This is a genomic window from Stenotrophomonas bentonitica (assembly GCF_013185915.1).
Lineage (GTDB): Bacteria > Pseudomonadota > Gammaproteobacteria > Xanthomonadales > Xanthomonadaceae > Stenotrophomonas > Stenotrophomonas bentonitica.
This window is the reverse complement of sequence record NZ_JAAZUH010000003.1, coordinates 46,961-69,417: the sequence shown is the minus strand read 5'-3', so window position 1 is coordinate 69,417 and position 22,457 is coordinate 46,961. Positions and strand designations below refer to the sequence as shown.

Sequence of the window (22,457 nt, the reverse complement as noted above, 5' to 3'; positions counted from 1 at the left end):
ACTGGACGTCGTAATGCCGCACGGTCTGCCGCGCAAGATCCGAATCGTTTTCATCCTGCAGGCCGTGCTGGCCAGCCTGGGCATCCTGCTCGGTGCGTGGCTGGTTTCGCTGGTCATCAAGCACAGCCTGGTGAGCAGCGCGCTGCAGGAAGAAGCCACCTATTTCTGGGACCTGCACGCGGCCTCGCCGGTGCAGCCGCCACCGAACACGCGCAACATCCGCGGTTACCTGCTCGAAACCGGGCAGTCCGCGCTGAGCCTGCCCGCCAACCTGCGCGAGCTTGCGCCAGGCTTCCACGAACTGAAAGCCGACGACCAGCTGGTGCTGGTCGATGCCCGCCCGGAGGGCCGCCTGTACCTGGTGTTCCTGCGCTCGCGCGCGGAAATGCTGGCGTTCTGGTTCGGCATCGTCCCGGTGCTGCTGACCCTGCTCGCGGTGTACGGCGCCTCGTGGGTCACCTACCGCGCCTCCAAACGGCTGGTCTCGCCGGTCAACTGGCTGGCGCGCCGGGTCTCGCGCTGGAATCCCGGCCACCCCGAAGCATCCGACCTCGCCCCGGACAAACTGCCGGCCGACATGCAGGGCGAAACCCGGCAGCTGGCCGCCGCGCTGCATTCACTGGCGACACGGGTCACCGCGCACGTCGCGCGCGAGCGCAACTTCACCCGCGACGCCAGCCATGAACTGCGCACCCCGCTGACGGTCATCCGCGTGGCCAGCGACATGGCGCTCGGCGACCAGGACATGACCCCGCGCCTGCGTCGTGGCCTCAACCGCATCCAACGCGCCGGCCGCGACATGGAAGCGGTGATCGACGCGTTCCTGATCCTGGCCCGCGAAGCCGACGTGGAACCGCAGATAGAACTGTTCGACGTCAACGACATCGTGCAGTACGAAGTGGACAACGCCCGCGAACTGCTGGCCGGCCGCCCGGTCGAAATCCACGTGCACAGCAACGGGCCGGTGCAGCTGCACGCACCGCCGCGCGTGCTGCAGGTGGTGATCAGCAACCTGCTGCGCAACGCCTGCAGCTACACCGACGAAGGCCGCATCGACGTCGACGTGCTCGACGACCGCGTCGTGGTCCGCGACACCGGCATCGGCATGTCGCCCGAAGCGCTGTCGCGCGCCTTCGAACCCTTCTACCGCGCCGAACCCAGCCGCCCCCAGGGTACCGGCCTGGGCCTGTCGATCGTGCGCAGGCTGTGCGACCGGTTCGGCTGGAAGATCGGACTGAGCAGCGAGCCGGGCGTCGGCACGCAGGCGACCATCGCCTACCGCTGAGCCGGGCAGAGCCCGGCTCTACCGCGCAATTGCCGGCCCTGCAATTACCGGCACTGCACCTTCGGCGCCAATGCCTTGCGCCAGATCGCGTAGCCCTCCGGCTGCATATGCAGCATGTCCTCGCGGAACAGCGACGCGCGCGGCTGGCCGTCTTCGCCCAGCATCGGCGTGTAGACGTCGGTGAAGCCGGTGTTGGGCAGCTTCGCCAGCGCCTTCTCGATCAACCCGTTGGCTTCCACCACCGCCGGCAGCAGCTGCGCGCGCGACGGACTGGGCTTGATCGAAATGACCTCCACCGTGGTCTTCGGCAGGTCGCGGTGCACGCGCTGCACGAACGCCACCACATCGTCGCGCACCTGGGCCGGGCTGCGGCCGCTGTTGAGATCGTTGTCGCCGGCGTAGAAGAACACCTTGCACGGCGCGTACGGCACCACGATCTGGTCCGCATACCAGGTGCTGTCGCGTACTTCCGAACCGCCGAAGCCGCGGTTGAACACCTTCTGGCCGGGGAAATCGGCCGCCAGCGTGTCCCACATCCGGATCGATGAGCTGCCGATGAACTCGATGCCCCCGCGCGGCGGCGGAGTGAGCGCGTCCGCCTTGGCGAAGGCCGCCATGTCCCCGGCCCAGGCCACGTTGGAGACCTGCTCGGGTACCTGCGGTGGCGGCGGGACCGGGGCGGTCTTCAGGGCCAGGGCGGGCAGGCTGGCGGTGAGCGCCAGGGCGAGCAGCAACGGGCGGGCGACGCGATGGGTCATGGGGAATTCCTGAACGGGTACCACGGCATCTTAGGCGGGCAGGGGGTCCAGGGGTTGTCCGGGTGTGTCGGGAGCCGGCCGGCGGCCGGCACTACGGATGTGGGTGGCCGGTTCGACGGGAGCTTCGGGTGGGTCCGGGCGCCCTGTGGCAAAATGGCGGATTGTCCACCGCTTCCCGCGCTGCCCATGACCCCTTGCCGTGCCCTGGTTCTGCCGTCGTGCCCCCTTGCCAGCCATGGAGCATGCCTGCGTGGCTGACGAACTCGGGCACCTGCCGCGCGGGCCAAAGCGCATCTTCAAGGCGGCGGTGTGGTCCTGGCAGGGCCTGCGTGCCGCCTGGCTGCACGAATCCTCGTTCCGCCTGGAGGTCTACCTGCTGGTGGTGCTCGCGCCGCTGGCGCTGTGGCTGGGCCAGACCCCGGTCGAGCGCGCCCTGATGATCGGCTCGATGCTGCTGGTGCTGGCCATGGAACTGGCCAACTCGGCGATTGAAGCGGTGATCGAACGCTACGGCCCCGAATTCCACGAACTGGCCGGCCGGGCCAAGGACATGGGCTCGGCCGCCGTGTTCGTCCTGATGATGAATGTCCTGGTGTGCTGGGCCCTGGTCCTGGCGCCGCGAATCTTCTGACGCGTCCGCGCGTCATTTCCCCCTTGTAAGGATGTATCCATGTTCCTCGAGCTGCTCTCCGATCCCAACGTCTGGTTGACCCTGCTGACCCTGAGCGCGCTTGAAATCGTGCTCGGCATCGACAACCTGGTGTTCATCTCCATCGCCGTGAGCAAGCTGCCCGAAGAACGCCGTCCGTTCGCCCGCAAGCTCGGCATCGCCGTGGCCTGCATCACCCGGATCCTGCTGCTGGTGTCGCTGGCCTACCTGGCGCACATGGAAGCCAACCTCTTCACCGTAGCGGGCATGGGCATCTCCATCCGCGACCTGGTGCTGATCGTCGGCGGCCTGTTCCTGATCATCAAGGGCGGCATGGAAATCCGCGAACTGATCACCGGCGGCGAAGACGAAGACCCCACCACCACCAAGGCCTCGGCCGTGTTCGGCATGGTGATCCTGCAGATCGCCATCATCGACATCGTGTTCTCGCTCGACTCGGTGATCACCGCCGTCGGCATCGCCCAGCACGTGCCGGTGATGGTCGCCGCGATCCTGCTCTCGGTGGCCGTCATGCTGCTGGCCGCCAACCCGCTGGGCCGCTTCATCGACGCCAACCCGACCGTGAAGATGCTGGCCCTGGCCTTCATCCTGCTGATCGGCGCCGTGCTGATCCTGGACGGCCTGGACGTACACGTGCCCAAGCCCTACATCTACGCCGCCATGGGCTTCTCGGTGCTGGTGGAGTGGCTGAACCTGCTGATGCGCCGCCGCGCGCTGGCCCACCACGTGCCGGGCGCCGGCAACTGGTAAGGGGTCTCCGGGTACCGACCCAGGGTCGGTACCCGACCATGACGGGGAATTAACCCCTATTCATGCCATTCTCCGGCCGCGTCCACCCCCGATCCGGAGCCGGCCATGCGTACCTCTTTCCGCCTCATCCTGCTGGTCCTGCTGGCCAGCCTGTTGTCTGGTTGTGGCTACAACGCGATCCAGCAGAAAGATGAACAGGTCAAGGCCGGCTGGTCCGAAGTCGTCAACCAGTACAAGCGCCGCGCCGACCTGATCCCCAACCTGGTGCAGACCGTGGAAGGCTATGCCAACCAGGAACGCCAGGTGCTGACCGACGTGACCAACGCCCGCGCGCGGGTCGGCCAGGTCAACGTCAATGCCGACGACGCCGAGTCGCTCAAGCAGTTCCAGCAGGCCCAGGGCGAACTCAGCGGTGCGCTGTCGCGGCTGCTGGTGGTGACCGAAAACTACCCGAACCTGAAATCCGACCAGGGCTTCCGCGACCTGCAGGCGCAGCTGGAAGGCACCGAAAACCGCATCACCGTCGCCCGCGGTCGCTACATCCAGCAGGTGCAGGACTACAACACCTACATCCGCTCGTTCCCGCAGCTGATCACCGCCAAGATCTTCGGCTACGCGGCCAAGCCCAACTTCACGGTCGAGAACGAAGCGCAGATCGCGCAGCCGCCGGCGGTGAAGTTCGGCTCGCAGCCAGCCGCACCGGCGCCCGCGCCGCAGCCGCAACCGCAACCGCAACCGCAACCGCAGCAGGCGCCGGCGCAGTAAGCCATGAGCCTCCGCCCGCTGCTGCGTGCGCTGTTGCTGTCCTGCCTGTGCCTGGCCCTGCCGGCCTGGGCGCAGAGCGACGCCGCGATTCCGCCCATGGCCTCGCCGGTGGTCGATACCACCGGCACCCTGGACGCAGCGCAGAAGCAGGCACTGGAAGCGCAGGCCCTGGCCCTGCAGCAGCGCAAGGGCAGCCAGCTGCAGATCCTGATGGTGCCCAGCACCCAGCCGGAAACCATCGAGCAGTACACCCAGCGCGTGTTCGAGCAGTGGCAGGTCGGGCGCAAGGGCGTGGACGACGGCGTGCTGCTGGTGGTGGCCAAGGACGACCGCAAGGTGCGGATCGAGCCGGGCTACGGGCTGGAAGGCGCGATCCCCGATGCCATCGCCAACCGCGTGATCCAGGAGTACCTGGCCCCGAAGTTCCGTACCGGCGACTACGCCGGCGGCCTGGCCGACGGCACCGCCGCACTGGTGAAGCTGGTTGACGGCGAGGCGCTGCCGGCGCCGGTCAGCGACAACCGCGCGCCGCGCGGCAATGGCAGCGACGGCTTCACCGTCGCGCTGGTGATCGGCTTCTTCGTCGGGACCTTCGCCCGCGCCCTGCTGGGCTGGCTGCCGCGCCCGCTGCGCGCCCTGCTCGGCGGTGGCGGCGCAGCGGTGGCCGCATTCCTGTTCACCTCGTTGTGGCTGGCCAGCGGCCTCGCCGGCCTGATCGGCCTGTTCGTCGGCTTCTCCTCCGGCCGCGCCGGCCGCTTCGCCCGCAACACCGGCTGGGGCGGCGGCGGCTTCGGCGGTGGCAGCTGGGGCGGTGGGGGAGGGGGCGGGTTTGGCGGAGGCGGCGGCTGGGGTGGCGGCGGTGGACGTTCCGGAGGCGGTGGCGCCTCGGGAGGCTGGTGATGCGCATCTGGCGCCATCTGTTCGCTCCCTCGCTGCACCGCACCTTCAGCGAAGCGCGGCTGCAGGCCATCACCGACGCGATCGCCGCCGGCGAGCGCCGCCACGGTGGCCAGGTCATATTCGCGGTCGAAGCCGACCTGCCGTGGATGGCGCTGTGGCAGGGCGTCACCCCGCGCCAGCGCGCCGAGCACGCCTTCGCCCAGCTGCGCACCTGGGACACCGAACAGAACAACGGCGTACTGGTCTACCTGCTGCTGGCCGACCACGCCATCGAACTGATCGCCGACCGCGGCCTGCGCGGCCGGGTCGGCGAAACCCAGTGGCAGGCGATCTGCGAGCACATGCAGGGCCTGCTGCGCGCCGACGACCTGCAGCAGGCGGTGCTGCTGGCCATTGCCGAGGTCTCCGACGTGCTGGCCGGGCACTATCCGCCCGGCAGCGGGTCCAAGGATGACGCCCTGCCCAATACCCCCCAACTGCTTGGTTGAGGTAACGCGGCACTGGGCCGAGAATAGCCGCTTACCTGCAAGGCGCCGCCCATGATCTATTTCCACGATATCGACCCCATCGCCCTCTCGCTCGGGCCGGTCAAGGTGCACTGGTACGGCATCATGTACCTGCTCGGCTTCACCGCCGCCTGGTGGCTGGGGCGCAAGCGCATCGCCGCGGGGCGCCTGCCGGGCGTGGACGGCAATGGATTCTCCGACCTGCTGTTCTACGCCATGCTCGGCGTCGTGGTCGGCGGCCGCGTCGGCTACATGCTGTTCTATGCCACCGCCGATTTCCTGCACAACCCGCTGCTGCTGTTCAAGGTCTGGGACGGCGGCATGAGCTTCCACGGTGGCCTGCTCGGCGTGCTGTTCGCCTGCTGGTACTGGTCGCGCAGGCACCGCCTGCACCTGTTCGACACCCTCGACTTCATGTCGCCGCTGGTACCGCTCGGACTAGGCTTCGGTCGCCTCGGCAACTTCATCGGCGCCGAACTGTGGGGCAAGTACACCGACGGAACCTGGGGCGTGGTCTTCCCCAGTGGCCTGCCGGCCGCCTTCAACGGCGTGGACATGGACACCCTGCGCACCCAGTTCGCCAGCGGCGCGCTGAATCAGTACGCCCGCCATCCCTCGCAGCTGTATGAAGCGCTGCTCGAAGGCCTGGTGATGTTCGCCGTTCTGTGGGCCGTCTCGGCCAAGCCGCGCCAGCGCTACCTCATCTCCGGCCTGTTCGCGCTGATGTACGGCGTGTTCCGCTTCGCCGTTGAATTCGTGCGCATGCCCGACAACGGCGTCTACCTCGCGTTCGACTGGTTCACCCGCGGCCAGCTGCTCAGCCTGCCGCTGGTGGCGCTGGGCGTGGTCCTGCTGGTCCTGTCGCGCCGCGCCCCGGTCCTGCAGCCGGTGCTCCCGGTCGCGCCGGCCGCCGCCGGGAGCAAGGCATGAAAGCCTACCTCGACCTGCTGCAGCACGTACTCGAACACGGCACCGAAAAGTCCGACCGCACCGGCACCGGCACCCGCAGCGTGTTCGGCTGGCAGATGCGCTTCAACCTCAACGACGGTTTCCCGCTGGTCACCACCAAGAAGCTGCACCTGCGCTCGATCATCCATGAGCTGCTGTGGTTCCTGAAGGGCGACACCAACATCGGCTACCTCAAGGACAACCAGGTCCGGATCTGGGACGAATGGGCCGACGAAAACGGCGACCTCGGCCCCGTCTACGGCAAGCAGTGGCGCAGCTGGGCCACCGCCGACGGCGGCAGCATCGACCAGATGCAGTGGCTGGTCGACGAGATCAAGCGCAACCCCGACTCGCGCCGCCTCGTGGTCAGCGCCTGGAACGTCGGCGAACTCTCGCAGATGGCGCTGATGCCCTGCCACAACCTGTTCCAGTTCTACGTGGTCGACGGCAAGCTCAGCTGCCAGCTCTACCAGCGCAGCGGCGACATCTTCCTCGGCGTCCCGTTCAACATCGCCAGCTACGCCCTGCTGACCCACATGGTCGCCCAGGCCACCGGCCTCGGCGTCGGCGACTTCGTCCACACTCTCGGCGACGCCCACCTCTACTCCAACCACTACGACCAGGCCCGCGAACAGCTCACCCGCCAACCGCGCGCTCTGCCGAAGCTGTGGTTGAACCCCGACGTCACCGACCTGTTCGGCTTCCAGTTCGACGACATCCGCATCGACGGCTACGACCCGCACCCCGCCATCAAGGCCCCGGTCGCGGTATGAAGCTGTCCCTGATCGTCGCCCTCGACCGCGACCACGGCATTGGCCAGGACAACCAGCTGCCCTGGCAGCTGCCGGACGACCTGAAGCGCTTCAAGGCACTGACCCTCGGCAAGCCGATCCTGATGGGCCGGAAGACCGCCCAGTCTCTGGGCCGCGCCCTGCCGGGGCGGCCAAACCTCGTGTTGACCCGTTCGGGCCAAGTGCCGTTCGAAGGCATGCAGGCAGTAGCCTCCATCGAAGAAGCAAAGCAGTTCGCAGCCGCCACGGGCGCAGACGAGTTGTGCGTGATCGGCGGCGGCGAGATTTTCAGGCTGGTCATGGCGCAAGCCACGGACATGCACCTGACGTGGGTAGACGCGCAGGTAGACGCAGACACCCATTTCCCGGAGTTCGATGCGGAGCAGTGGGTGGAAGTCGCACGAGAGCATCACAAGGCGGATGCAAAGCACGCGTACGCCTTCGATTTCGTGGATTACACGCGAGACCGATAGCGCCGCGCGCTGAAAGATCAGACACGCATGGCGTGTCTCTACGCATGGCCACCGACCCACTATCGAGGGGTCGGCGGGGGTGGGTTTGAGGGGGCACGAGCCGCATGGATGCGGCGATGAGCTTACATGGACGTACTTGCAGCGTCCCCCACAAACCCGCACCCGACGGCCCCAGCCAGGGAACGCCTGCAGCGCAAGGTTGTTCGCCTGAATCCAACAGCAGCCGGGCAGGGCCCGGCTCTACCGGAAGGGATGCAATCAGAAGGGCTATGCGGTCGTCGGAGAGCTGTCGCCGCCGCCATTGCCTGCCGGCTCACGCTGACGGCGCGGTTGCTGTTGCCGCGGCCCACGCTCGCGCTGCTGCCCTTCGCGCGGACCCCGCGGCGGGCGCCCGTTCAACTGGCCGCCTTCATTGGCCGGCCGACGCGCCGGCGGACGCGGCGGCGTGACCGGCTTCGGCACATCGCGGCCCGGTACCTGCACCACGCGCAGCTCTTCCGTATCCAGCTGCAGCGCCGTCAGCTTCCCGCCCCACACCGCACCCGTATCGATCGCATGCACACCCTGCGTGATCGTCAGGCCCAGCGCCGACCAATGCCCGCACACGATCTTCAGATCGCGCTCCACCCGGCCCGGCACCTCGAACCACGGGTACAACCCCTGCTCCTGCGTGCCCGGCGTCCCCTTGTCCTCGATTCCGATCCGCCCGCGCGGCGTGCAGTAACGCATCCGCGTCAGCAGATTGATGATCGCCCGCGACCGGTCGTACCCCGACAGCCCCGGCGACCACACCGGCTTGTCCCCGTACATGTTGCGGAACAGCTTGCGGTAACCACCGCCATGCAACTGCTGCTCCACCTCCCGCGCATGCTTCTCCGCCAGCTGCGTCGTCCACTTCGGCGCCAGCCCCGCGTGCACCATCATCCAGCCCAGCTCACGGTCCACGTGCACCAGCTTCTGCATGCGCAGCCAGTCCAGCAGCACATCCCGATCCTCCGCCTGCACGATCCGCAGCAGGTCCGGATTCACCTTGCGCTGCTCCTCCTCCGTACGCGCACCCACCGCCAACAGCGACAGATCGTGGTTGCCCAGCACCACCACGCTGTGCTCCCGCAGCGAATGCACCAGCCGCAACGTCTCCAGCGACTGACCGCCCCGGTTGACCAGGTCGCCACAGAACCACAGCTTGTCCACCGCCGGATCGAAGCGGATCTTCTCCAGCAGACGCTGGGTCACCTCATAACAGCCCTGCAGGTCCCCGATGGCCCAGACACTCATGCGTGCGCCTCCATCAGTGCAGCGTGCGCGGAATGGTCAACACGAACGGCGCGATCGGCGCAGCGAACTCGGTGCCATCGTCGGCCACCATGTCGTAATGCCCCTGCATCGTTCCATGTTCGGTTTCCAGCATGACACCCGACGTGTAACGGAAGTCTTCACCCGGGCGCAGCCGCGGCTGCTCCCCGATCACCCCGTCACCGTCCACATGCTCCACCCGCCCGTTGCCATCGGTGATCCGCCAATGGCGCGCCACCAGCCGCGCCGCAACGCGGCCCCCGTTGTGGATCCGGATCGTATACGCGAACGCAAAGCGCCCGTCTTCCGGCGTCGACTGCTCATCCAGGAAGCGCGGCGCGACCTCCACCGAGATCGCATACTGTTCGGCGTCGCTCATGCCGACTCCGCGCGCGGCACATTGGCCAGCGCAATGAACTGCGCCACCTCCAGCTGCTCCGCACGTGCATCGCTGCGCACGCCCGCCGCCTCGAACTGCTCCGGCGTCACCACCCCGTTCAGCGCATTGCGCAGCGTCTTCCGGCGCTGCCCGAATGCCGAGCGCACCACCTCCGCGAAACGCTTCCGGTCCAGGATCCCGACCGTAGCCGGATCGCGCGGCACCAGCCGCACCACCGCCGAGTCCACCTTCGGTGGCGGGCGGAATGCCCCCGGCGGCACCACGAACAGCGACGTCACCTTGCACCACGCCTGCAGCATCACGCTCAGCCGCCCATAGACCTTGCTGCCCGGGTCGGCCGCCATGCGGTCCACCACTTCCTTCTGCAGCATGAAATGCATGTCGCGGATCACCGCCGCATGCTCCATCGCATGGAACAGGATCGGCGACGAAATGTTGTACGGCAGGTTGCCGACCAGCCGGATCTGCCCATCGCCGGCCAGCGCCGTGAAGTCCACCTGCAGCACGTCGCGGTGCACGATGGTCAGCTCGCCCAGCGGTGCCGCCGCCGCGGTCAGCGGCGCGATCAGGTCGCGGTCGAACTCGATCACCGTCAGGCGCGGATGGCGACGCAGCAGCGGCAGGGTGATCGCACCCTGGCCCGGCCCGATTTCGACCAGCCGGTCGTCGTCCTTCGGATTGACCGCCAGCACGATCTTGTCGATGTAGCTGCGGTCGGCCAGGAAGTGCTGGCCGAGCTGCTTTTTCGCCGGGGCGGTGAAGCCGGGCGCAGAGGGGGAGTGCGAAGAAGTCATGTGCTCATTTTACGTTGCCGGGCCAGCCGCGCGCACAGCGCAGTGGCGGCCAGCAGGCTGGAAGGGTCGGCGATGCCGCGCCCGGCCAGATCCAGCGCCGTGCCGTGGTCCACCGCCACGCGGGGGTAGGGCAGGCCCAGCGTGATGTTCACCGCCTGCTCGAACCCACTGTACTTGAGCACCGGCAGGCCCTGGTCGTGGTACATCGCCAGCACCGTGTCGAACCCGGCCAGCTTCTGCGGCAGGAACGCCGTGTCGGCCGGCAGTGGCCCGACCAGGTCCATGCCGCCCGCGCGCAGCCGCTCCAGCAGCGGAATGACCACGTCCAGCTCTTCACGGCCCAGGTGCCCGTCCTCGCCGGCATGCGGGTTCAGCCCCAGCACCGCGATCCGCGGCGCCGCGATGCCGAACTCGCGACGCAGCGCGCCGTGCACCGTGTGCAGGGTCGCCGCCAGCCCATCGGCCGTGATCGCATCGGCCACCGCGCGCAGCGGCAGGTGGGTGGTGGCCAGCGCCACCCGCACGATGTCGTTGGCCAGCATCATCACCACCTGCACGCCCGCCTGGTCGGCCAGCAGCTCGGTGGTCCCGCTGTAGGCAATCCCGCCCTGGTTGATCACCGCCTTGTGCACCGGCCCGGTCACCACCCCGTCCAGGCGCCCGTCCACGCACGCCTGGCCGGCCTGCAGCAGCGCACCGATCACCGCCCCGGCATTGGCCGGGTCGGTCTGGCCAAAGCGCGAGGGCGTCGCATTGGGCACCGCGCACAACGGCATATCGCCCGGCTGGCGGGCGATCGCGTCTTCAGGCAGCAGGTTCAGTGGCAACGAGAGCGCTGTCGCGGCCGACCGCAACGTATCCGGGTCGGCGAAGGCCAGCAGCCGGCAATCGGTGCGCGGCTGCTGGATCAGGCGAAGGCAGAGTTCCGGGCCGATCCCGGCGGGCTCGCCCGGTACCAGAGCGAGCTGCGGGATCATCGGCGTGGGCCTCAGGGGGTGGTCGGCGCCGGGGCCGGAGCCGCCTGGCCGGGGGTGCCGATGCGCAGGTCCACGTAGGCTTCGCCACGCAGTTCCTGCAGGTAACGGTTGTATTCCTCTTCCAGCTTGCGGCGACCGATGGTCTCGCGGATCTGGGCGCGCTTGTTGTCGGTGCCTGCATCGGTCTGGCGCGAACCCTCGCGCTGCACGATATGCCAGCCGGCATCGGTGCGGAACGGCGCGCTGACGCCGCCGTCGGTCAGCGCGGTGACCTGCTTGCCGAAGTCCGGGCCGAACGCGTCGGCCGGGAACCAGCCGAGGTCGCCGCCCTGGCCCTTGCTGTTGGTGTCTTCGGACGATTCCCGGGCCACGGCCTGGAAGTCCGCACCGCCGGCAATGCGCGCACGCAGGGTGTCGGCCTTGGCCTTGGCGGTGGCGTTGTCCTGCTGGTCGTTGACCCGCACCAGGATATGCCGCGCGTGGTACTCGGTGATGGTCTGGCCGCCGGCGCTGGCGCTGGCATCACGCACTTCGACCAGCTTCAGCAGCTGGAAGCCGCTCGGGCCGCGCAGCGGGCCGACCACTTCGCCGGCCTTCATGCCGGTCATCATCTGCGCGAAGGCACCCGGGATTTCATCCAGCGAACGCCAGCCAAGGTCGCCGCCTTCCAGCGCGTTGGGGCTGTCGGAATAGCGAACGGCGGCGGCATTGAAGTCCAGCTCGCCCTTGTCCAGCAGGGCCTTCACGCCGTCGACCTTCTTCTGGCCGGTGGCGATCTGCTCGGCGGTGGCACCTTCGGGCAGGGCGATCAGGATGTGCGCCAGGTGGTACTGGGTACCGGCGGTCGCTTCCTGCTTCAGCGCGGCATCCACTTCGCCCTCGCTGACACTGATGCGGCTCTGCGCGAAGCTCTGGCGCAGGCGCTGCACGGTGATTTCGTCGCGGACCGAGTTGCGGAAGTCATTGAAATCCAGGCCGTCGGCGGCCAGGCGCTGGCGCAGGGCGTCCAGGTTGGAGCCGTTCTGCTGGGCGATCGAGTTCAGCGCCTGGTTCAGTTCCTGGTCGCTGACCTTGATCCCGCTGCCTTCGGCGCGGGCCACCTGCAGCTTGACCAATACCAGGCGCTCCAGCACCTGCCGGTTCAGCACGTCATCGGGCGGCAGCTGGTTTTCCCGGCCGGCGTACTGGGCCTTGATGTTCTGCACGGCACGGTCCAGCTCGCTCTGCAGCACCACGTCTTCGTCGACGATCGCGGCAATGCGGTCCAGCGACTGGGTCTGCTGGGCCAGCACCTGCAGCGGCGCGGAAACGGTGGTGACGGCGAGGACGGAAGCGAGGAGGACGGGAAGGGTCTTGGTCATGGGATCAGGTTCGGATCGTAGTCGTCGCGCGTGGGCGCACCGGTAGTGCTGGGCGGCACGAGATAGAGGTCGTCCCGGTAATAGCCGAGAATAGCACGGCGCAAAGTGCGGTCCGTGTTCTGGCCGATGGAGCTCAGGCCCTTGAGCACGAACTCGATCTGGAACGAATTGTTCAGCTCACCCTCGCGGTTGCGCACGTAGCGGCGGGCCAGGGCGCGGACGGCCAGGCAGCAGCTGTCCCACTGCACGCCACCGATGATCTCCAGCGGCGCCTTGTCTTCCAGCGAGTAGTAGTAGCGGCCGACCACGCTCCAGGAGGCATTGATCGGGTACAGGAAGGACAGGTCGACCTGCTCCAGCAGGGTGCGCTCTTCCTTGGTCGCGGTCGCCGGCGCGGCCGCATTGATGCGGTAGCGGTAGGTCAGGTTGACGATGCCGTCGTTGGACATCAGGTAGCGCGCGCGCACGCTGGCCAGGTCCTCGCGCTTGTACTTGGGGTCCCACTGGTAGGTCGCGCCCAGGTTCCAGCGGTCGTTGATGGCGTAGTTGGCGTCGGCGATCCACGCCGACTTGCCCTGCTCGATCTGGGCCTGCTGACCCGGCAGGGTGACCCGCGAATCGTCGAAGTACAGGATCTGGCCGATGCTGCCGGAGAAGCGCTCGCGCCCGGTGTCCTGGTTGATGAAGCGGGTACTGACCGCCATCGTCAGCTGGTTGGCATCGTTCTGGCGGTCCGCGCCGGTGTAGCGCGAGTCGCGGAACAGCTGGCCCCAGCTGAAGGTGAAGTCGCGGGTGTCGAAGATCGGCTGGTCGCTCTGGTCGCGGTACGGCGTGCGCAGGTAGAACAGGCGCGGCTCCAGCGTATGCAGGTAGCCCTTGCCATTGATGGTGGTTTCGCGGTCGAAGAACATGCCCGCGTCGATGCTGCCGATCGGCACGCTGCGGTGGGGGGAGGTGTTGCCGCGCAGCTGGTCTGCCGTAGCCGTGGCCGGGTCGATGCCAGCATCACGCAATGCCTGCAACCGGGTCTGGTCGGCCAGGCCCTGGTCCAGCTCGTAGCCGGTGTAGCGGTAAGCCAGGGTGGGGGTGACGTACCACGAGGCGCCCGCGAACGGCATGCTCACGAACGGCTTCACGTCCAGGCGCGAGCCGTTGTAATACGGCGTCACCACACCGTTGTCGGCGTAGTCCTGCTCAGGCCCGAACTTGCCGTCCACATCATCATGGGTAAAGCGCACCGCCTCGGCGTAGACACCGACGTCCAGCCACGGCAGCACCGGCTTCTCCCAGGTGCCGAACAGGCGCGGCTGGCGCGCGTAGGGCAGGGAGGCGTCGGTGAGGGTGTAGTCGGTGTTCTGCCAGCGGTCGGCCATCAGGCCGCCGGTCCAGTTCTCGCCGGTACCGTAGATGCCGATCTGGCTCTGCAGCGACGAGGTGGTCACCCCCAGCAGCTTGCTGGAGAAATCCTCGGTGTAGCGCTCGTCGGTGACCCAGGCCAGGTTGGCGCGGGCCTGCCAGGTCGAATTGATGTTGTGGTAGCCCTCGAACTTGAACTCGCCGCGGTCGCGGTCGCGCAGCTTGTCGTTGGGCAGGTAGGCCGTATCCAGCTGGCCACGGCCGCCGTCGTACAGGTAGCGGAATTCGTTGTCGAGCATCAGCCCGCGCTTGCTCATGTAGCGCGGGGTCAGGGTGTCGTCGTAGTTCGGCGCCAGGTTGAAGTAGATCGGCTGCGCGTAATCGAACCCGTTGCGGCCGGACATGCCCAGCTGCGGGTAGAGCAGGCCGGTCTGGCGACGGTCGTCGATCGGGAACTTGAAGTACGGCGCCCACAGTACCGGCACCTTGCCGATGCGCAGCACGGCGTTGCGGGCGGTTCCGAAGCCTTCGTCGTTGTCCACGTCGATCTGCGGCGCCGACAGCTTCCAGATCGGCTGCGAGGGGTCGCAGGTGGTATAGGTGGAGCGGTGCATCTGGCCGACCGAACCCTGCAGGTCGATCGACTCCGCGCCGCCGTTACCGCGCCGGGACACCAGCTGGTACTGGATGTCGCTGATCTTGTGGGTGTCCGACTCCTGGTTGCCTTCGGCCCGCTTGGCGATCATGCGGATCGACGAGTCCTGGTAGCGGACGTTGCCTTCGGCGATGTAATTACCGCTTTCGGTGTCGAAGCTCAGATGGTCGGTCCCGAGGAACTGGTCGCCGCGCTTGAGCGCAACGTTGCCCTGGTACTGCGGCACCGTGCTGGTTCCGAACAGGCTGTCGCCTTCGATATCGGTGGGTTGCTGGTCGCGGGTTTCAGCCGCCGCCTTGTCCGCCGGAGGGGCGTCTTCGAAGACGGGCAGGACATCGGTAACCGGGCACAGGCCCCAGTTCACCGGTTTCTCGTCGGCCATGGCCGGCAGGCAGATGGCGATGCTCAGGGGGAGGGGCAGCAGGCGGAGGGCTCGGCGCACGCGGGCTTCGGATTCAGGCGAAAACGGATCGTAGCTTGCCCCATCCCTTGCATAGGGGCAATGAAGGTGAATTCCTACAAGGGGTTCAGGTTCATGGATCCAGCAGCGCGGCCACGTGCGCGACAGAGCATTCGGCCAGCGCCTGCAGGTCGTATCCGCCCTCCAGCATCGACACCATGCGCCCGGCCGCATGGCGACGGGCGAGACCGCGCAGCTCGGCGGTGATCCAGGCGAAATCGTCGGTTTCCAGCATCAGGTCGGCCTGCGGATCGCGCAGGTGGGCGTCGAATCCGGCCGAGACCAGCAGCAGCTGCGGGCGGAAGTCGTCGATCGCCGGCAGCATCTCGTCGGCCCAGGTGTTGCGGAAGCGGAAGCTGCCACTGCCCGGCGGCAGCAGGATGTTGAGCAGGTTGCCGGCGCCACGGTCGCGGCGCAGGCCCGAATGCGGGAACAGGCCGGCCTGGTGGGTGCTGTAGTAGGCCACCCGCGGGTCGGCCGCGAAGATGTCCTGGGTGCCGTTGCCGTGGTGCACGTCGAAATCGACGATGGCGATGCGCTCCAGCCCATAGCGGTCGCGCGCATAGGCTGCGGCGATGGCGATGTTGTTGAACAGACAGAACCCCATCGCCGTGGTGGCGGTGGCGTGGTGCCCCGGCGGACGGACCGCGCAGAACGCCAACGGGTCCTTGCCCAGCATGACCGCATCGACCGCCGCCACCCCGGCGCCGGCCGCATGCACGGCGGCGCTGGCCGAGCCGGGCGAGGTAAGGGTGTCCATGTCGAGCTGGCGCAGTGGTTCGGTCTGGGTGGCCAGCACCTGGTCGATCAGCGCGCTGTCGTGCACCCGCGCCAGCTCGCCGAACTTGGCCGGCGGCGCCTGGCGCCAGTCCAGCTGCGTGGGGAAGGCTGCGTGCAGGGCGTCGAGCACCACCTGCAGGCGCTGCGGGCATTCGGGGTGGCCCGGGCCGGGATCGTGCAGCAGACAGTCGGGATGGGTGAAAACCAGCATGCGGACGGGGTTCCGGGGCGGTAGGGCGGCTCAGCCGTGGCGGCGGGCGTGCTGCCAGAGCACGTCGCCGTGTCCATCGGCGCGGGCCAGCACCCGGGCCAGCACGAACAGCAGGTCCGACAGCCGGTTGAGGTAGTGCAGCGCCTCGGCGCGGACGGTTTCAAGCCGCGCCAGGGTCACCGTCTCGCGCTCGGCGCGGCGCACGATGGTGCGCGCCAGGTGGCAGCGCGCGGCGGCTTCACCGCCGCCGGGCAGGATGAACTCCTTCAAGGCCGGCAACGTGGCGTTGTAATGGTCCAGCTGCTGTTCGAGCGCGCTCACATCGCTGGCCTGGATGGCGGCATGGCCGGGAATGCACAGCTCGCCGCCGAGGTCGAACAACTGGTGCTGCACGGTGGTGAGCAGCGTGCGCACGTCATCGGGCAGTGCCACCGCCAGCAACACGCCCAGCGCAGAATTGGCCTCGTCCACGCTACCGAAGGCGTTGACCCGCGCCGCGTCCTTGGCCACGCGGCTGCCATCGCCCAGGCCGGTACTGCCGTCATCGCCGGTGCGCGTGTAGATCCGCGAAAGACGATTGCCCATGCGCGCCGGTCTCAGCGCAGCACGTCGCGGCGGGCCTGCTGCAGTTTGACCACCTGTTCGGTGGCCAGCTGCAGCGCGGCGGCCAGCCCAACATAGATTGCAGCGGTACGCAGGTACGGCAGGAACCAGTCCGCATAGTTCGTCGCCCAGCCCTGCAGGGTAGGCGCGGCGACCACGTCGCTGGTCCAGTAGAAGCCGCTCTGCGCGAACAGGTGGCAGACCGCCACGGCGGCTACCAGCAGTGCGGCGGCCTTGGCCAGCGCGCTCCAGTCGGCACCGCGGTAGCCCTGGCGCAGCAGCGCGCCGCCAACCCACATCGCGAAGTAGGCCGGCACCAGCAGCGCCGTGCCCGGCGACACGCAGTAGTGCTGCCAGTAGCCGATGCCGCTGGCGCGGATCACCAGCACGTCGATGACGATCGCCAGCACCATCAGCAGCGGGAAGGCCCAGCGCGACCAGCGGCGCAGGTGGAAGCCGCCAATGAAGAACACCGCCCAGGACGCGTCGGGGATGGCGGCGAAGTGATTGACCCGGGTCGCGGCCATCAGCAGCACGAGCACGAACAGGATGAAGGCGCGTTGGGCGGTCGGGGTCATGGGCACGGGCAGTGGTGGTCCAGCGTTCATTCTAGCGCCTGCCGCCACGGGGCGTTGCCGGCCTGCACGCACTATCATGGCGGCATGAGTGAACGTCATGACGTAGTGATCGTGGGCGGTGGGCTGGTCGGCGCCAGCCTGGCCATCGCCCTGGACCGGGCCGGCCGCGATGTCGGCCTGGTCGAAGCCGCCCCGGCGGGCGCGCTGCCGCCGGTGTTCGACCAGCGCAACCTCAGCTTCGGTGCGGCCACGGTCAATGCGCTGACCGCGCTGGGCGTGATGCAGCTGCTGGGCGCGGCCCCCGGCCCGATCACCCGCATCCAGGTCACCCGTGCCGGCGACTTCGGCCGCGTGCAGATGGACGCGGCGGAGTACCAGCGGCCGTGGTTTGGCCAGGTCGTGGTCGCCCGCGATTTCGGCCAGGCGCTGGAAGCGCGCCTGCAGGGCCTGCAGCATCTGACCCGCTACCGCCCGGCACGCTTCGTGCGGTTGGGCGCGGTCGAAGACGGCTACCGGCAGGTGGTCATCGCCGACGACAGTGGCGAGCGCTGCCTGCTGGCGCGGCTGGTGGTCGGCGCCGATGGCACCCGCAGCGGCGTGCGCGACGCGCTGGGCATCGAGGTGGACGAGCACGACTTCCAGCAGAACCTGTTCGTGGCCCGCGTCCGCGCCGCGCGCGCGCCGGACGGCACCGCCTACGAGCGCTTCACGGATACCGGCCCCACCGCCCTGCTGCCGCGTGGCGACCGCCACTTCGGCGTGGTGCACGGGGTGGCCCGGGACCAGGCAGACGCGGTGATGGCGCTGGACGACGCGGCCTGGCTGGCGCGCCTGCAGCGGGCCATCGGCTGGCGCGCCGGTCGGCTGCTGGAAAGCGGGCCGCGCAGCGCCTATCCGCTGGTGCAGGTGCTGGCGCGCGGCCTGGTCGGCGAGCGCGCGGTCCTGCTCGGCAACGCCGCCCAGACCATCCACCCGCTGGGTGCGCAGGGTTTCAACCTGGGCCTGCGCGATGCGCTGACCCTGGCCGAGCTGCTGGAGACGACGACCGATCCCGGCAGCGACACCCTGCTGCAGGCCCACGTAGCGCGCCGCGAAGAAGATCGCCGCCAGACCATCGCCTTCTCCGGTGGGCTGGCCCGGCTGACCAGCAACCCGGCACCGCTGCTGCGGCCACTGCGCAGCCTCGGCCTGCTGGCCGCGCAGGCGACCTCGATGCAGTCGCTGCTGGTCGGCGGGGCGATGGGCTTCCGCGGCGAAGTGCCGGCGCTGTGCCGTGGGGTGGGCGCATGAGCCGCCGCACGCGCGATGTGATCGTGGTCGGCGGCGGCGTGGTCGGCGCGGCCTGCGCGCTGGCACTGGCTGATGCCGGGCTGGAGGTGACCCTGGTGGAAGGCCGCGAGCCGGCCGGCTGGCAACCGCAGCAGCCCGACCTGCGGGTGTACGCCTTCGCCCCGGACAATGCGCAGCTGCTGCGCACGCTGGGGGTGTGGCCGTCGGTGCTGGCGGCACGCGCCTGCGCCTACCGGCGCATGCGCGTCTGGGACGCCGCCGGTGGCGACGAACTGCAGTTCGACGCCGACCGCCTGGGGCGTGAGCAACTGGGCTGGATCGTGGAGAACGACCTGCTCGTGGATCGCCTGTGGGCGGCGCTGCCGGCCGCCGGCGTGCAGCTGTGCTGCCCGGCACGGGTGGAGGCGCTGGAGCAGGACGCCGACGGCGTGCGCGTGCGCCTGGACGATGGCCGTCGGCTGGAGGCCACCCTGGCAATCGCCGCCGACGGCGCCGACTCGACCCTGCGCCGCCTGGCCGGCCTGGAGGTCAGCCGCCAGGACTACGGGCAGCGCGGCGTGGTGGCCTATATCGACACCGAACAGGGCAACGAGGCCTCCGCGTGGCAGCGCTTCCTGGTGAGCGGCCCGCTGGCGGTACTGCCGGCCGGCACGCACCGCAGTTCCATCGTGTGGACGCTGCCGGACGCCGAGGCCGAACGCGTGCTGGCGCTGGGCGATGCGGCCTTCAACGCCGAACTGACCCGCGCCTTCGCCGGCCGGCTGGGCGCGATGACGCTGGCCTCGCGCCGCGCCGCGTTCCCGCTGCGTCGCCAGCTGGCCCAGGCCTATGTGGCCGGCCGCGTGCTGACCCTGGGCGATGCCGCGCATGTGGTCCATCCGCTGGCCGGGCAGGGCGTGAACCTGGGCCTGCGCGACGTGGCCGCCCTGCATGCGCAGGTGCTGGGCGCGCAGCAGCGGCGGCAGGACTGGGCGTCGCCGGAGCGCCTGCAGCGCTGGGCCCGCGAGCGGCGCAGCGACAACACGGTATCGGCCTACGGGTTTGACGCAATCAACACCATTTTCTCGAACGACGAGATGCACCTGACCCTGACGCGCGGGCGCGCGCTGGGGTGCGCAGGCAAGCTGCCGCCGCTGGTGTCGGCGTTGTGGAAGCGCGCCGCCGGGCTTTGAGCCCGGAATGATCGAAATCTGGAAGTGCGGCCGTTCGCGGCTGCCCAGACTGTGACGCAGCTGGTGCCATGGGGGCTTCCGGCGGCGTCCCTGTGTCCCTTACTTCCGGAATCCCGCCCATGAAGCTCTCGGAGTTGTTCCATCACCCTGCGCGTTCCAGCCGGCCCAAGGCGCCGCCTCTGGACCCGGTGGCCGCCGCCCGGGCTGCGGCCAGGATCAAGGCCTTCAATACCGGCCAGCGCATCCGCGATGTCCTGCTGACGGTGAAGAACCTGCCGCTCAAGCTGGACAACGCGGGGTTCAAGGCAGAACTGACGCTGAAGCGGTTCGCCGACAGGCTCGACACCGAGCTGCCCAGCAAGCAGGACTACGCCGCCATGACGGACGATGTCCTGGCGATCAAGCATGGGCTGAAGGCCATGGAGAAATCGCTGCGCCTCGATCAGGGCAAGCCGGGCAGCCGGAACCACAGCGAGTACCTGGATTTCCTCAACAAGAAACAGGGCATGCCATTGAAGGCCCTGCTGGGCAAGTAATCGGGCACGGGCCCGCATGCATGGGAGCGCCATGACCTTCCCGATCCGTCCTGTATCCCCGATCAGCGCGACGCAGCGGAGCATGCGCACTCGGGAAGATCCCGAACTTGCGGCTGCGGCGATGGAGAAGAAGCCCACCGAAGCGACGTCCCTGCTGAGCGAACTGCTCCACCGCATCGAAAACGTGGGCAGTCGGCCGGAGGTGAGCTACTTCAGCGATCCGGCTGCGGAAGCCAGTGCCCAGCTCAGCCGCTTCGTGGAGAGCGCGTCGATCGGCCCGCCGCCATCGCGGAAGAGTTTCGCCCGCCAGCTCATCCATGTCGGTGTGCTGGAGGAAAAATTGCGCGCACAACTGGGCGCCGCCAAGACCGACGAAAAGCGGGAAGAACTGGGCAGGGCGCTCCGGACGCTCGTGGAAGTAAAGCGCTTCCGCGGCGATATCGACCCATGAGGTGGCGTAGCGACACGCCATGCGTGTCCTCGCGGCCTCCGCAACCTCACATCACCAAGCCAGAACCGTGATCTCCTCACGATCGTGATACAGCTGCTTGGCGCGCACGTTCAACGGGCGCCCGGCCTGGTCCTGGAACAGCTCCAGGCACAACCGGGTTTCGTCCCAGCGCTTCTTCATCGGCAGCTTCAGGTTGAAGATCGCATGCCGGCACCAGCCCTCGCGGAACCAGGTCGCCATGCGCTCGGCCACGCGTCGCGGCTGTTCGACCATGTCGCACACCATCCAGTCCAGCGGTGCTTCGGGCTGCCAGTGGAAGCCGTCGGCGCGCAGGTGCTCGACCAGGCCGGTCTCCAGCACGTGCTCGCGCAGCGGGCCGTTGTCGACGCTGATCACGTGCATGTGCTGGCGGGTCAGCACCCAGGTCCAGCCACCGGGCGCGGCGCCGAGGTCGGCGGCGCGCATGCCCGGCCGCACCAGCTGTTCGCGCTCGTCCGGGCTCATCAGGGTCAGCAGCGCCTCGTCCAGCTTCAGCGCTGAGCGTGACGGCGCTTCGGGCAGGAGTTTCAGGCGCGGAATGCCCAGCGCCCACGGTGCGCTGTCGCGAGTGTCGGCCACGCACACGAACGCGTGGCGGCCGTCGACGAACACCACATGCAGGCGCGGCAGGGCGGTGTTGGGTTTGTCGGTGAGCAGGCCGGCCTTGCGCAGCGCCGGGCGCAGCGCATTGCCGAAGGCGCGGGCCAGGCCGGCCAGCGGCTTGCCTTCATCCGAATCGGGATGTTCCACCCACATGTCGCCGAAGCGCTGCTGGCCTTCGAGCGCGGCCAGGATCGGGGTGATGCGGTCGGACGGGTCGAGCTCGCGCAGTTCGGCCAGCACCACCAGTTTCTGCCGGGCGAAGATCAGCGACCGCCAAGGCAGCGCCTTGGACAGCGCCGCGCCTTCGTCGGTGGCGAACAGCACATAGCCGTCGTTGCGCTGGGTACGCGCGTAGCCGGCAACGTTGGCGTAGGCGGCGCGCTCGGACAGCTCACCGGCCAGTTCCGGTTCGAAGCCCTGCCGGCACAGGCACAGCAGGCCGCTCATCGACGCACGCCGGTGGCGCGGGAATCAGTAATGCGCACCGTTGAGCTCCCCGTACTGGCGCAGGACGACGCGCGCGGCGTCGCGCTGGATGCCCTGCACGACCTCGATGCCACGCTTGTTGAGTTCTCCGACCCAGTCGGCCGGCAGCGGACCTTCGTCGAACGCGGTGAGCTCTTCCACGTCCTGCGCGCCGGCGCCGATCAGCAGGCGGTCGATGCCGGCCCAGACGGTGGCGCCGTAGCACTGGCAGCAGGGCTGGGAGGAGGTCGCCAGGGTGATCGGGGACAGCACGGCGTTCAGTCGCGGGGTCTGCAGGCGCTGCTGGGCCAGCATGTAGGCCATGTTTTCGGCATGCGCGAGGGAGGTGTTGTGCGGGACCACGCGGTTGACGCCGGCGGCGATGACGCGGTCGTCCGGACCGAACACGACGGCGCCGAATGGGCCGCCGGTTGCCGCTTCGACGTTCAGGCGCGAGAGCTCGATGGCCAGCGCGACCTTGGCGTCGTCGCCGGGATAGGCACGGCCGAGGTCGATCTGGTCGTGGATCCAGGCGGGCAGGGTGAGATGGACTTGCGCGTACAGCATTGAACAGGCCTTTCGAA

Annotated in this window: 25 protein-coding genes; 13 read left to right on the top strand and 12 right to left on the bottom strand. The window is 68.6% G+C overall.

Annotated elements, in window-relative coordinates; genetic code table 11:
- Nucleotides 1–13: 13 nt before the first annotated feature.
- The gene (locus HGB51_RS16280) at nt 14–1,285 is read left to right on the top strand and encodes a sensor histidine kinase (protein WP_070208965.1); all 1,272 of its coding nucleotides are present in this window, start codon (nt 14–16) and stop codon (nt 1,283–1,285) included.
- Between the two features lie 44 nt (nt 1,286–1,329).
- Here HGB51_RS16280 and HGB51_RS16275 read toward each other — a convergent pair whose 3' ends face one another.
- A complete protein-coding gene (locus tag HGB51_RS16275) occupies nt 1,330–2,043 on the bottom strand; it encodes an SGNH/GDSL hydrolase family protein (RefSeq protein WP_070208966.1) in 714 nt (237 codons plus the stop codon).
- Between the two features lie 250 nt (nt 2,044–2,293).
- Here HGB51_RS16275 and HGB51_RS16270 point away from each other — a divergent pair, with 250 nt between their 5' ends.
- The 8 genes from HGB51_RS16270 (at nt 2,294) to HGB51_RS16235 (ending at nt 7,846) form a co-directional block, all read left to right on the top strand.
- Nucleotides 2,294–2,674, top strand: a complete 381-nt coding sequence (locus HGB51_RS16270) for a diacylglycerol kinase (protein WP_070208975.1) — start codon at nt 2,294–2,296, stop codon at nt 2,672–2,674.
- A 39-nt stretch (nt 2,675–2,713) separates the two neighbouring features.
- Entirely contained in the window at nt 2,714–3,463 is a 750-nt protein-coding gene (locus HGB51_RS16265; RefSeq protein WP_070208967.1) for a TerC family protein, read from the top strand.
- Between the two features lie 105 nt (nt 3,464–3,568).
- Nucleotides 3,569–4,228, top strand: coding sequence for a LemA family protein (locus HGB51_RS16260; RefSeq protein WP_070208968.1), 660 nt, complete (start codon nt 3,569–3,571; stop codon nt 4,226–4,228).
- A gap of 3 nt (nt 4,229–4,231) precedes the next feature.
- Nucleotides 4,232–5,128: a TPM domain-containing protein gene (locus HGB51_RS16255; RefSeq protein WP_070208969.1), complete on the top strand. Its 897-nt coding sequence runs from the start codon at nt 4,232–4,234 to the stop codon at nt 5,126–5,128.
- Nucleotides 5,128–5,616, top strand: coding sequence for a TPM domain-containing protein (locus tag HGB51_RS16250; RefSeq protein ID WP_070208970.1), 489 nt, complete (start codon nt 5,128–5,130; stop codon nt 5,614–5,616). Before HGB51_RS16255 ends, HGB51_RS16250 begins: the two co-directional genes overlap by 1 nt.
- A 51-nt stretch (nt 5,617–5,667) precedes the next feature.
- Entirely contained in the window at nt 5,668–6,564 is an 897-nt protein-coding gene (gene lgt / locus HGB51_RS16245) for a prolipoprotein diacylglyceryl transferase (protein ID WP_070208971.1), read from the top strand.
- Entirely contained in the window at nt 6,561–7,355 is a 795-nt protein-coding gene (locus HGB51_RS16240) for a thymidylate synthase (protein WP_171966898.1), read from the top strand. Before lgt ends, HGB51_RS16240 begins: the two co-directional genes overlap by 4 nt.
- Nucleotides 7,352–7,846: a dihydrofolate reductase gene (locus tag HGB51_RS16235; RefSeq protein ID WP_171966897.1), complete on the top strand. Its 495-nt coding sequence runs from the start codon at nt 7,352–7,354 to the stop codon at nt 7,844–7,846. Before HGB51_RS16240 ends, HGB51_RS16235 begins: the two co-directional genes overlap by 4 nt.
- Before the next feature lie 267 nt (nt 7,847–8,113).
- Here the strand turns inward: HGB51_RS16235 and HGB51_RS16230 are convergent, their stop codons facing one another.
- The 9 genes from HGB51_RS16230 to HGB51_RS16190 form a co-directional block, all read right to left on the bottom strand.
- Complete coding sequence (locus HGB51_RS16230; protein WP_171966896.1) at nt 8,114–9,124, bottom strand: symmetrical bis(5'-nucleosyl)-tetraphosphatase; 1,011 nt, start codon at nt 9,122–9,124, stop codon at nt 8,114–8,116.
- 13 nt (nt 9,125–9,137) lie between these two features.
- Nucleotides 9,138–9,521: a Co2+/Mg2+ efflux protein ApaG gene (apaG, locus tag HGB51_RS16225; RefSeq protein ID WP_070209016.1), complete on the bottom strand. Its 384-nt coding sequence runs from the start codon at nt 9,519–9,521 to the stop codon at nt 9,138–9,140.
- Nucleotides 9,518–10,336 (bottom strand): 16S rRNA (adenine(1518)-N(6)/adenine(1519)-N(6))-dimethyltransferase RsmA, encoded by an 819-nt coding sequence (rsmA, locus tag HGB51_RS16220; protein ID WP_070209017.1) that lies wholly within the window; start codon nt 10,334–10,336, stop codon nt 9,518–9,520. The genes apaG and rsmA overlap by 4 nt, the downstream gene beginning before the upstream one ends.
- Nucleotides 10,333–11,313 carry a 4-hydroxythreonine-4-phosphate dehydrogenase PdxA gene (gene pdxA / locus HGB51_RS16215; RefSeq protein WP_070209018.1) on the bottom strand — a complete coding sequence of 327 codons (981 nt, stop codon included), beginning with the start codon at nt 11,311–11,313 and terminating at the stop codon, nt 10,333–10,335. The genes rsmA and pdxA overlap by 4 nt, the downstream gene beginning before the upstream one ends.
- 11 nt (nt 11,314–11,324) lie before the next feature.
- Nucleotides 11,325–12,674 carry a peptidylprolyl isomerase gene (locus HGB51_RS16210; protein WP_070209019.1) on the bottom strand — a complete coding sequence of 450 codons (1,350 nt, stop codon included), beginning with the start codon at nt 12,672–12,674 and terminating at the stop codon, nt 11,325–11,327.
- Entirely contained in the window at nt 12,671–15,127 is a 2,457-nt protein-coding gene (gene lptD, locus HGB51_RS16205) for an LPS-assembly protein LptD (protein ID WP_070209020.1), read from the bottom strand. The genes HGB51_RS16210 and lptD overlap by 4 nt, the downstream gene beginning before the upstream one ends.
- Before the next feature lie 91 nt (nt 15,128–15,218).
- The gene (locus tag HGB51_RS16200) at nt 15,219–16,136 is read right to left on the bottom strand and encodes a histone deacetylase family protein (RefSeq protein ID WP_070209021.1); all 918 of its coding nucleotides are present in this window, start codon (nt 16,134–16,136) and stop codon (nt 15,219–15,221) included.
- A gap of 30 nt (nt 16,137–16,166) precedes the next feature.
- Nucleotides 16,167–16,721 carry a cob(I)yrinic acid a,c-diamide adenosyltransferase gene (locus tag HGB51_RS16195; protein WP_070209022.1) on the bottom strand — a complete coding sequence of 185 codons (555 nt, stop codon included), beginning with the start codon at nt 16,719–16,721 and terminating at the stop codon, nt 16,167–16,169.
- A gap of 11 nt (nt 16,722–16,732) precedes the next feature.
- Nucleotides 16,733–17,317 (bottom strand): hypothetical protein, encoded by a 585-nt coding sequence (locus HGB51_RS16190; RefSeq protein WP_070209023.1) that lies wholly within the window; start codon nt 17,315–17,317, stop codon nt 16,733–16,735.
- Between the two features lie 84 nt (nt 17,318–17,401).
- On the opposite strand from HGB51_RS16190, the gene ubiH reads away from it, so the two are divergent.
- The 4 genes from ubiH (at nt 17,402) to HGB51_RS16170 (ending at nt 20,766) form a co-directional block, all read left to right on the top strand.
- The gene (gene ubiH, locus HGB51_RS16185; RefSeq protein ID WP_070209024.1) at nt 17,402–18,607 is read left to right on the top strand and encodes a 2-octaprenyl-6-methoxyphenyl hydroxylase; all 1,206 of its coding nucleotides are present in this window, start codon (nt 17,402–17,404) and stop codon (nt 18,605–18,607) included.
- A complete protein-coding gene (locus tag HGB51_RS16180; protein ID WP_070209031.1) occupies nt 18,604–19,779 on the top strand; it encodes a UbiH/UbiF family hydroxylase in 1,176 nt (391 codons plus the stop codon). The genes ubiH and HGB51_RS16180 overlap by 4 nt, the downstream gene beginning before the upstream one ends.
- 119 nt (nt 19,780–19,898) lie before the next feature.
- Complete coding sequence (locus tag HGB51_RS16175; protein WP_070209025.1) at nt 19,899–20,315, top strand: hypothetical protein; 417 nt, start codon at nt 19,899–19,901, stop codon at nt 20,313–20,315.
- Nucleotides 20,316–20,346: 31 nt separating this feature from the next.
- Nucleotides 20,347–20,766, top strand: coding sequence for a hypothetical protein (locus HGB51_RS16170; RefSeq protein WP_141739209.1), 420 nt, complete (start codon nt 20,347–20,349; stop codon nt 20,764–20,766).
- Nucleotides 20,767–20,817: 51 nt separating this feature from the next.
- On the opposite strand, the gene rlmM is transcribed toward HGB51_RS16170, so the two are convergent.
- The gene (gene rlmM / locus HGB51_RS16165) at nt 20,818–21,855 is read right to left on the bottom strand and encodes a 23S rRNA (cytidine(2498)-2'-O)-methyltransferase RlmM (protein ID WP_070209027.1); all 1,038 of its coding nucleotides are present in this window, start codon (nt 21,853–21,855) and stop codon (nt 20,818–20,820) included.
- Between the two features lie 24 nt (nt 21,856–21,879).
- Nucleotides 21,880–22,440: a nucleoside deaminase gene (locus tag HGB51_RS16160; RefSeq protein ID WP_070209028.1), complete on the bottom strand. Its 561-nt coding sequence runs from the start codon at nt 22,438–22,440 to the stop codon at nt 21,880–21,882.
- Nucleotides 22,441–22,457: the final 17 nt, after the last annotated feature.

What these genes read in the sequence shown, in the direction of transcription:
- HGB51_RS16190 (WP_070209023.1), bottom strand. Translation starts at nt 17,317, where the DNA reads ATGACCCCGACCGCCCAACGCGCCTTCATCCTGTTCGTGCTCGTGCTG.
- HGB51_RS16200 (WP_070209021.1), bottom strand. Translation starts at nt 16,136, where the DNA reads ATGCTGGTTTTCACCCATCCCGACTGTCTGCTGCACGATCCCGGCCCG.
- rsmA (WP_070209017.1), bottom strand. Translation starts at nt 10,336, where the DNA reads ATGACTTCTTCGCACTCCCCCTCTGCGCCCGGCTTCACCGCCCCGGCG.
- pdxA (WP_070209018.1), bottom strand. Translation starts at nt 11,313, where the DNA reads ATGATCCCGCAGCTCGCTCTGGTACCGGGCGAGCCCGCCGGGATCGGC.
- HGB51_RS16240 (WP_171966898.1), top strand. Translation starts at nt 6,561, where the DNA reads ATGAAAGCCTACCTCGACCTGCTGCAGCACGTACTCGAACACGGCACC.
- HGB51_RS16175 (WP_070209025.1), top strand. Translation starts at nt 19,899, where the DNA reads ATGAAGCTCTCGGAGTTGTTCCATCACCCTGCGCGTTCCAGCCGGCCC.
- ubiH (WP_070209024.1), top strand. Translation starts at nt 17,402, where the DNA reads ATGAGTGAACGTCATGACGTAGTGATCGTGGGCGGTGGGCTGGTCGGC.
- lgt (WP_070208971.1), top strand. Translation starts at nt 5,668, where the DNA reads ATGATCTATTTCCACGATATCGACCCCATCGCCCTCTCGCTCGGGCCG.
- HGB51_RS16275 (WP_070208966.1), bottom strand. Translation starts at nt 2,043, where the DNA reads ATGACCCATCGCGTCGCCCGCCCGTTGCTGCTCGCCCTGGCGCTCACC.
- HGB51_RS16260 (WP_070208968.1), top strand. Translation starts at nt 3,569, where the DNA reads ATGCGTACCTCTTTCCGCCTCATCCTGCTGGTCCTGCTGGCCAGCCTG.
- HGB51_RS16230 (WP_171966896.1), bottom strand. Translation starts at nt 9,124, where the DNA reads ATGAGTGTCTGGGCCATCGGGGACCTGCAGGGCTGTTATGAGGTGACC.
- HGB51_RS16170 (WP_141739209.1), top strand. Translation starts at nt 20,347, where the DNA reads ATGACCTTCCCGATCCGTCCTGTATCCCCGATCAGCGCGACGCAGCGG.
- HGB51_RS16235 (WP_171966897.1), top strand. Translation starts at nt 7,352, where the DNA reads ATGAAGCTGTCCCTGATCGTCGCCCTCGACCGCGACCACGGCATTGGC.
- HGB51_RS16195 (WP_070209022.1), bottom strand. Translation starts at nt 16,721, where the DNA reads ATGGGCAATCGTCTTTCGCGGATCTACACGCGCACCGGCGATGACGGC.
- apaG (WP_070209016.1), bottom strand. Translation starts at nt 9,521, where the DNA reads ATGAGCGACGCCGAACAGTATGCGATCTCGGTGGAGGTCGCGCCGCGC.
- HGB51_RS16255 (WP_070208969.1), top strand. Translation starts at nt 4,232, where the DNA reads ATGAGCCTCCGCCCGCTGCTGCGTGCGCTGTTGCTGTCCTGCCTGTGC.
- HGB51_RS16160 (WP_070209028.1), bottom strand. Translation starts at nt 22,440, where the DNA reads ATGCTGTACGCGCAAGTCCATCTCACCCTGCCCGCCTGGATCCACGAC.
- HGB51_RS16280 (WP_070208965.1), top strand. Translation starts at nt 14, where the DNA reads ATGCCGCACGGTCTGCCGCGCAAGATCCGAATCGTTTTCATCCTGCAG.
- rlmM (WP_070209027.1), bottom strand. Translation starts at nt 21,855, where the DNA reads ATGAGCGGCCTGCTGTGCCTGTGCCGGCAGGGCTTCGAACCGGAACTG.
- HGB51_RS16265 (WP_070208967.1), top strand. Translation starts at nt 2,714, where the DNA reads ATGTTCCTCGAGCTGCTCTCCGATCCCAACGTCTGGTTGACCCTGCTG.
- HGB51_RS16210 (WP_070209019.1), bottom strand. Translation starts at nt 12,674, where the DNA reads ATGACCAAGACCCTTCCCGTCCTCCTCGCTTCCGTCCTCGCCGTCACC.
- HGB51_RS16250 (WP_070208970.1), top strand. Translation starts at nt 5,128, where the DNA reads ATGCGCATCTGGCGCCATCTGTTCGCTCCCTCGCTGCACCGCACCTTC.
- HGB51_RS16180 (WP_070209031.1), top strand. Translation starts at nt 18,604, where the DNA reads ATGAGCCGCCGCACGCGCGATGTGATCGTGGTCGGCGGCGGCGTGGTC.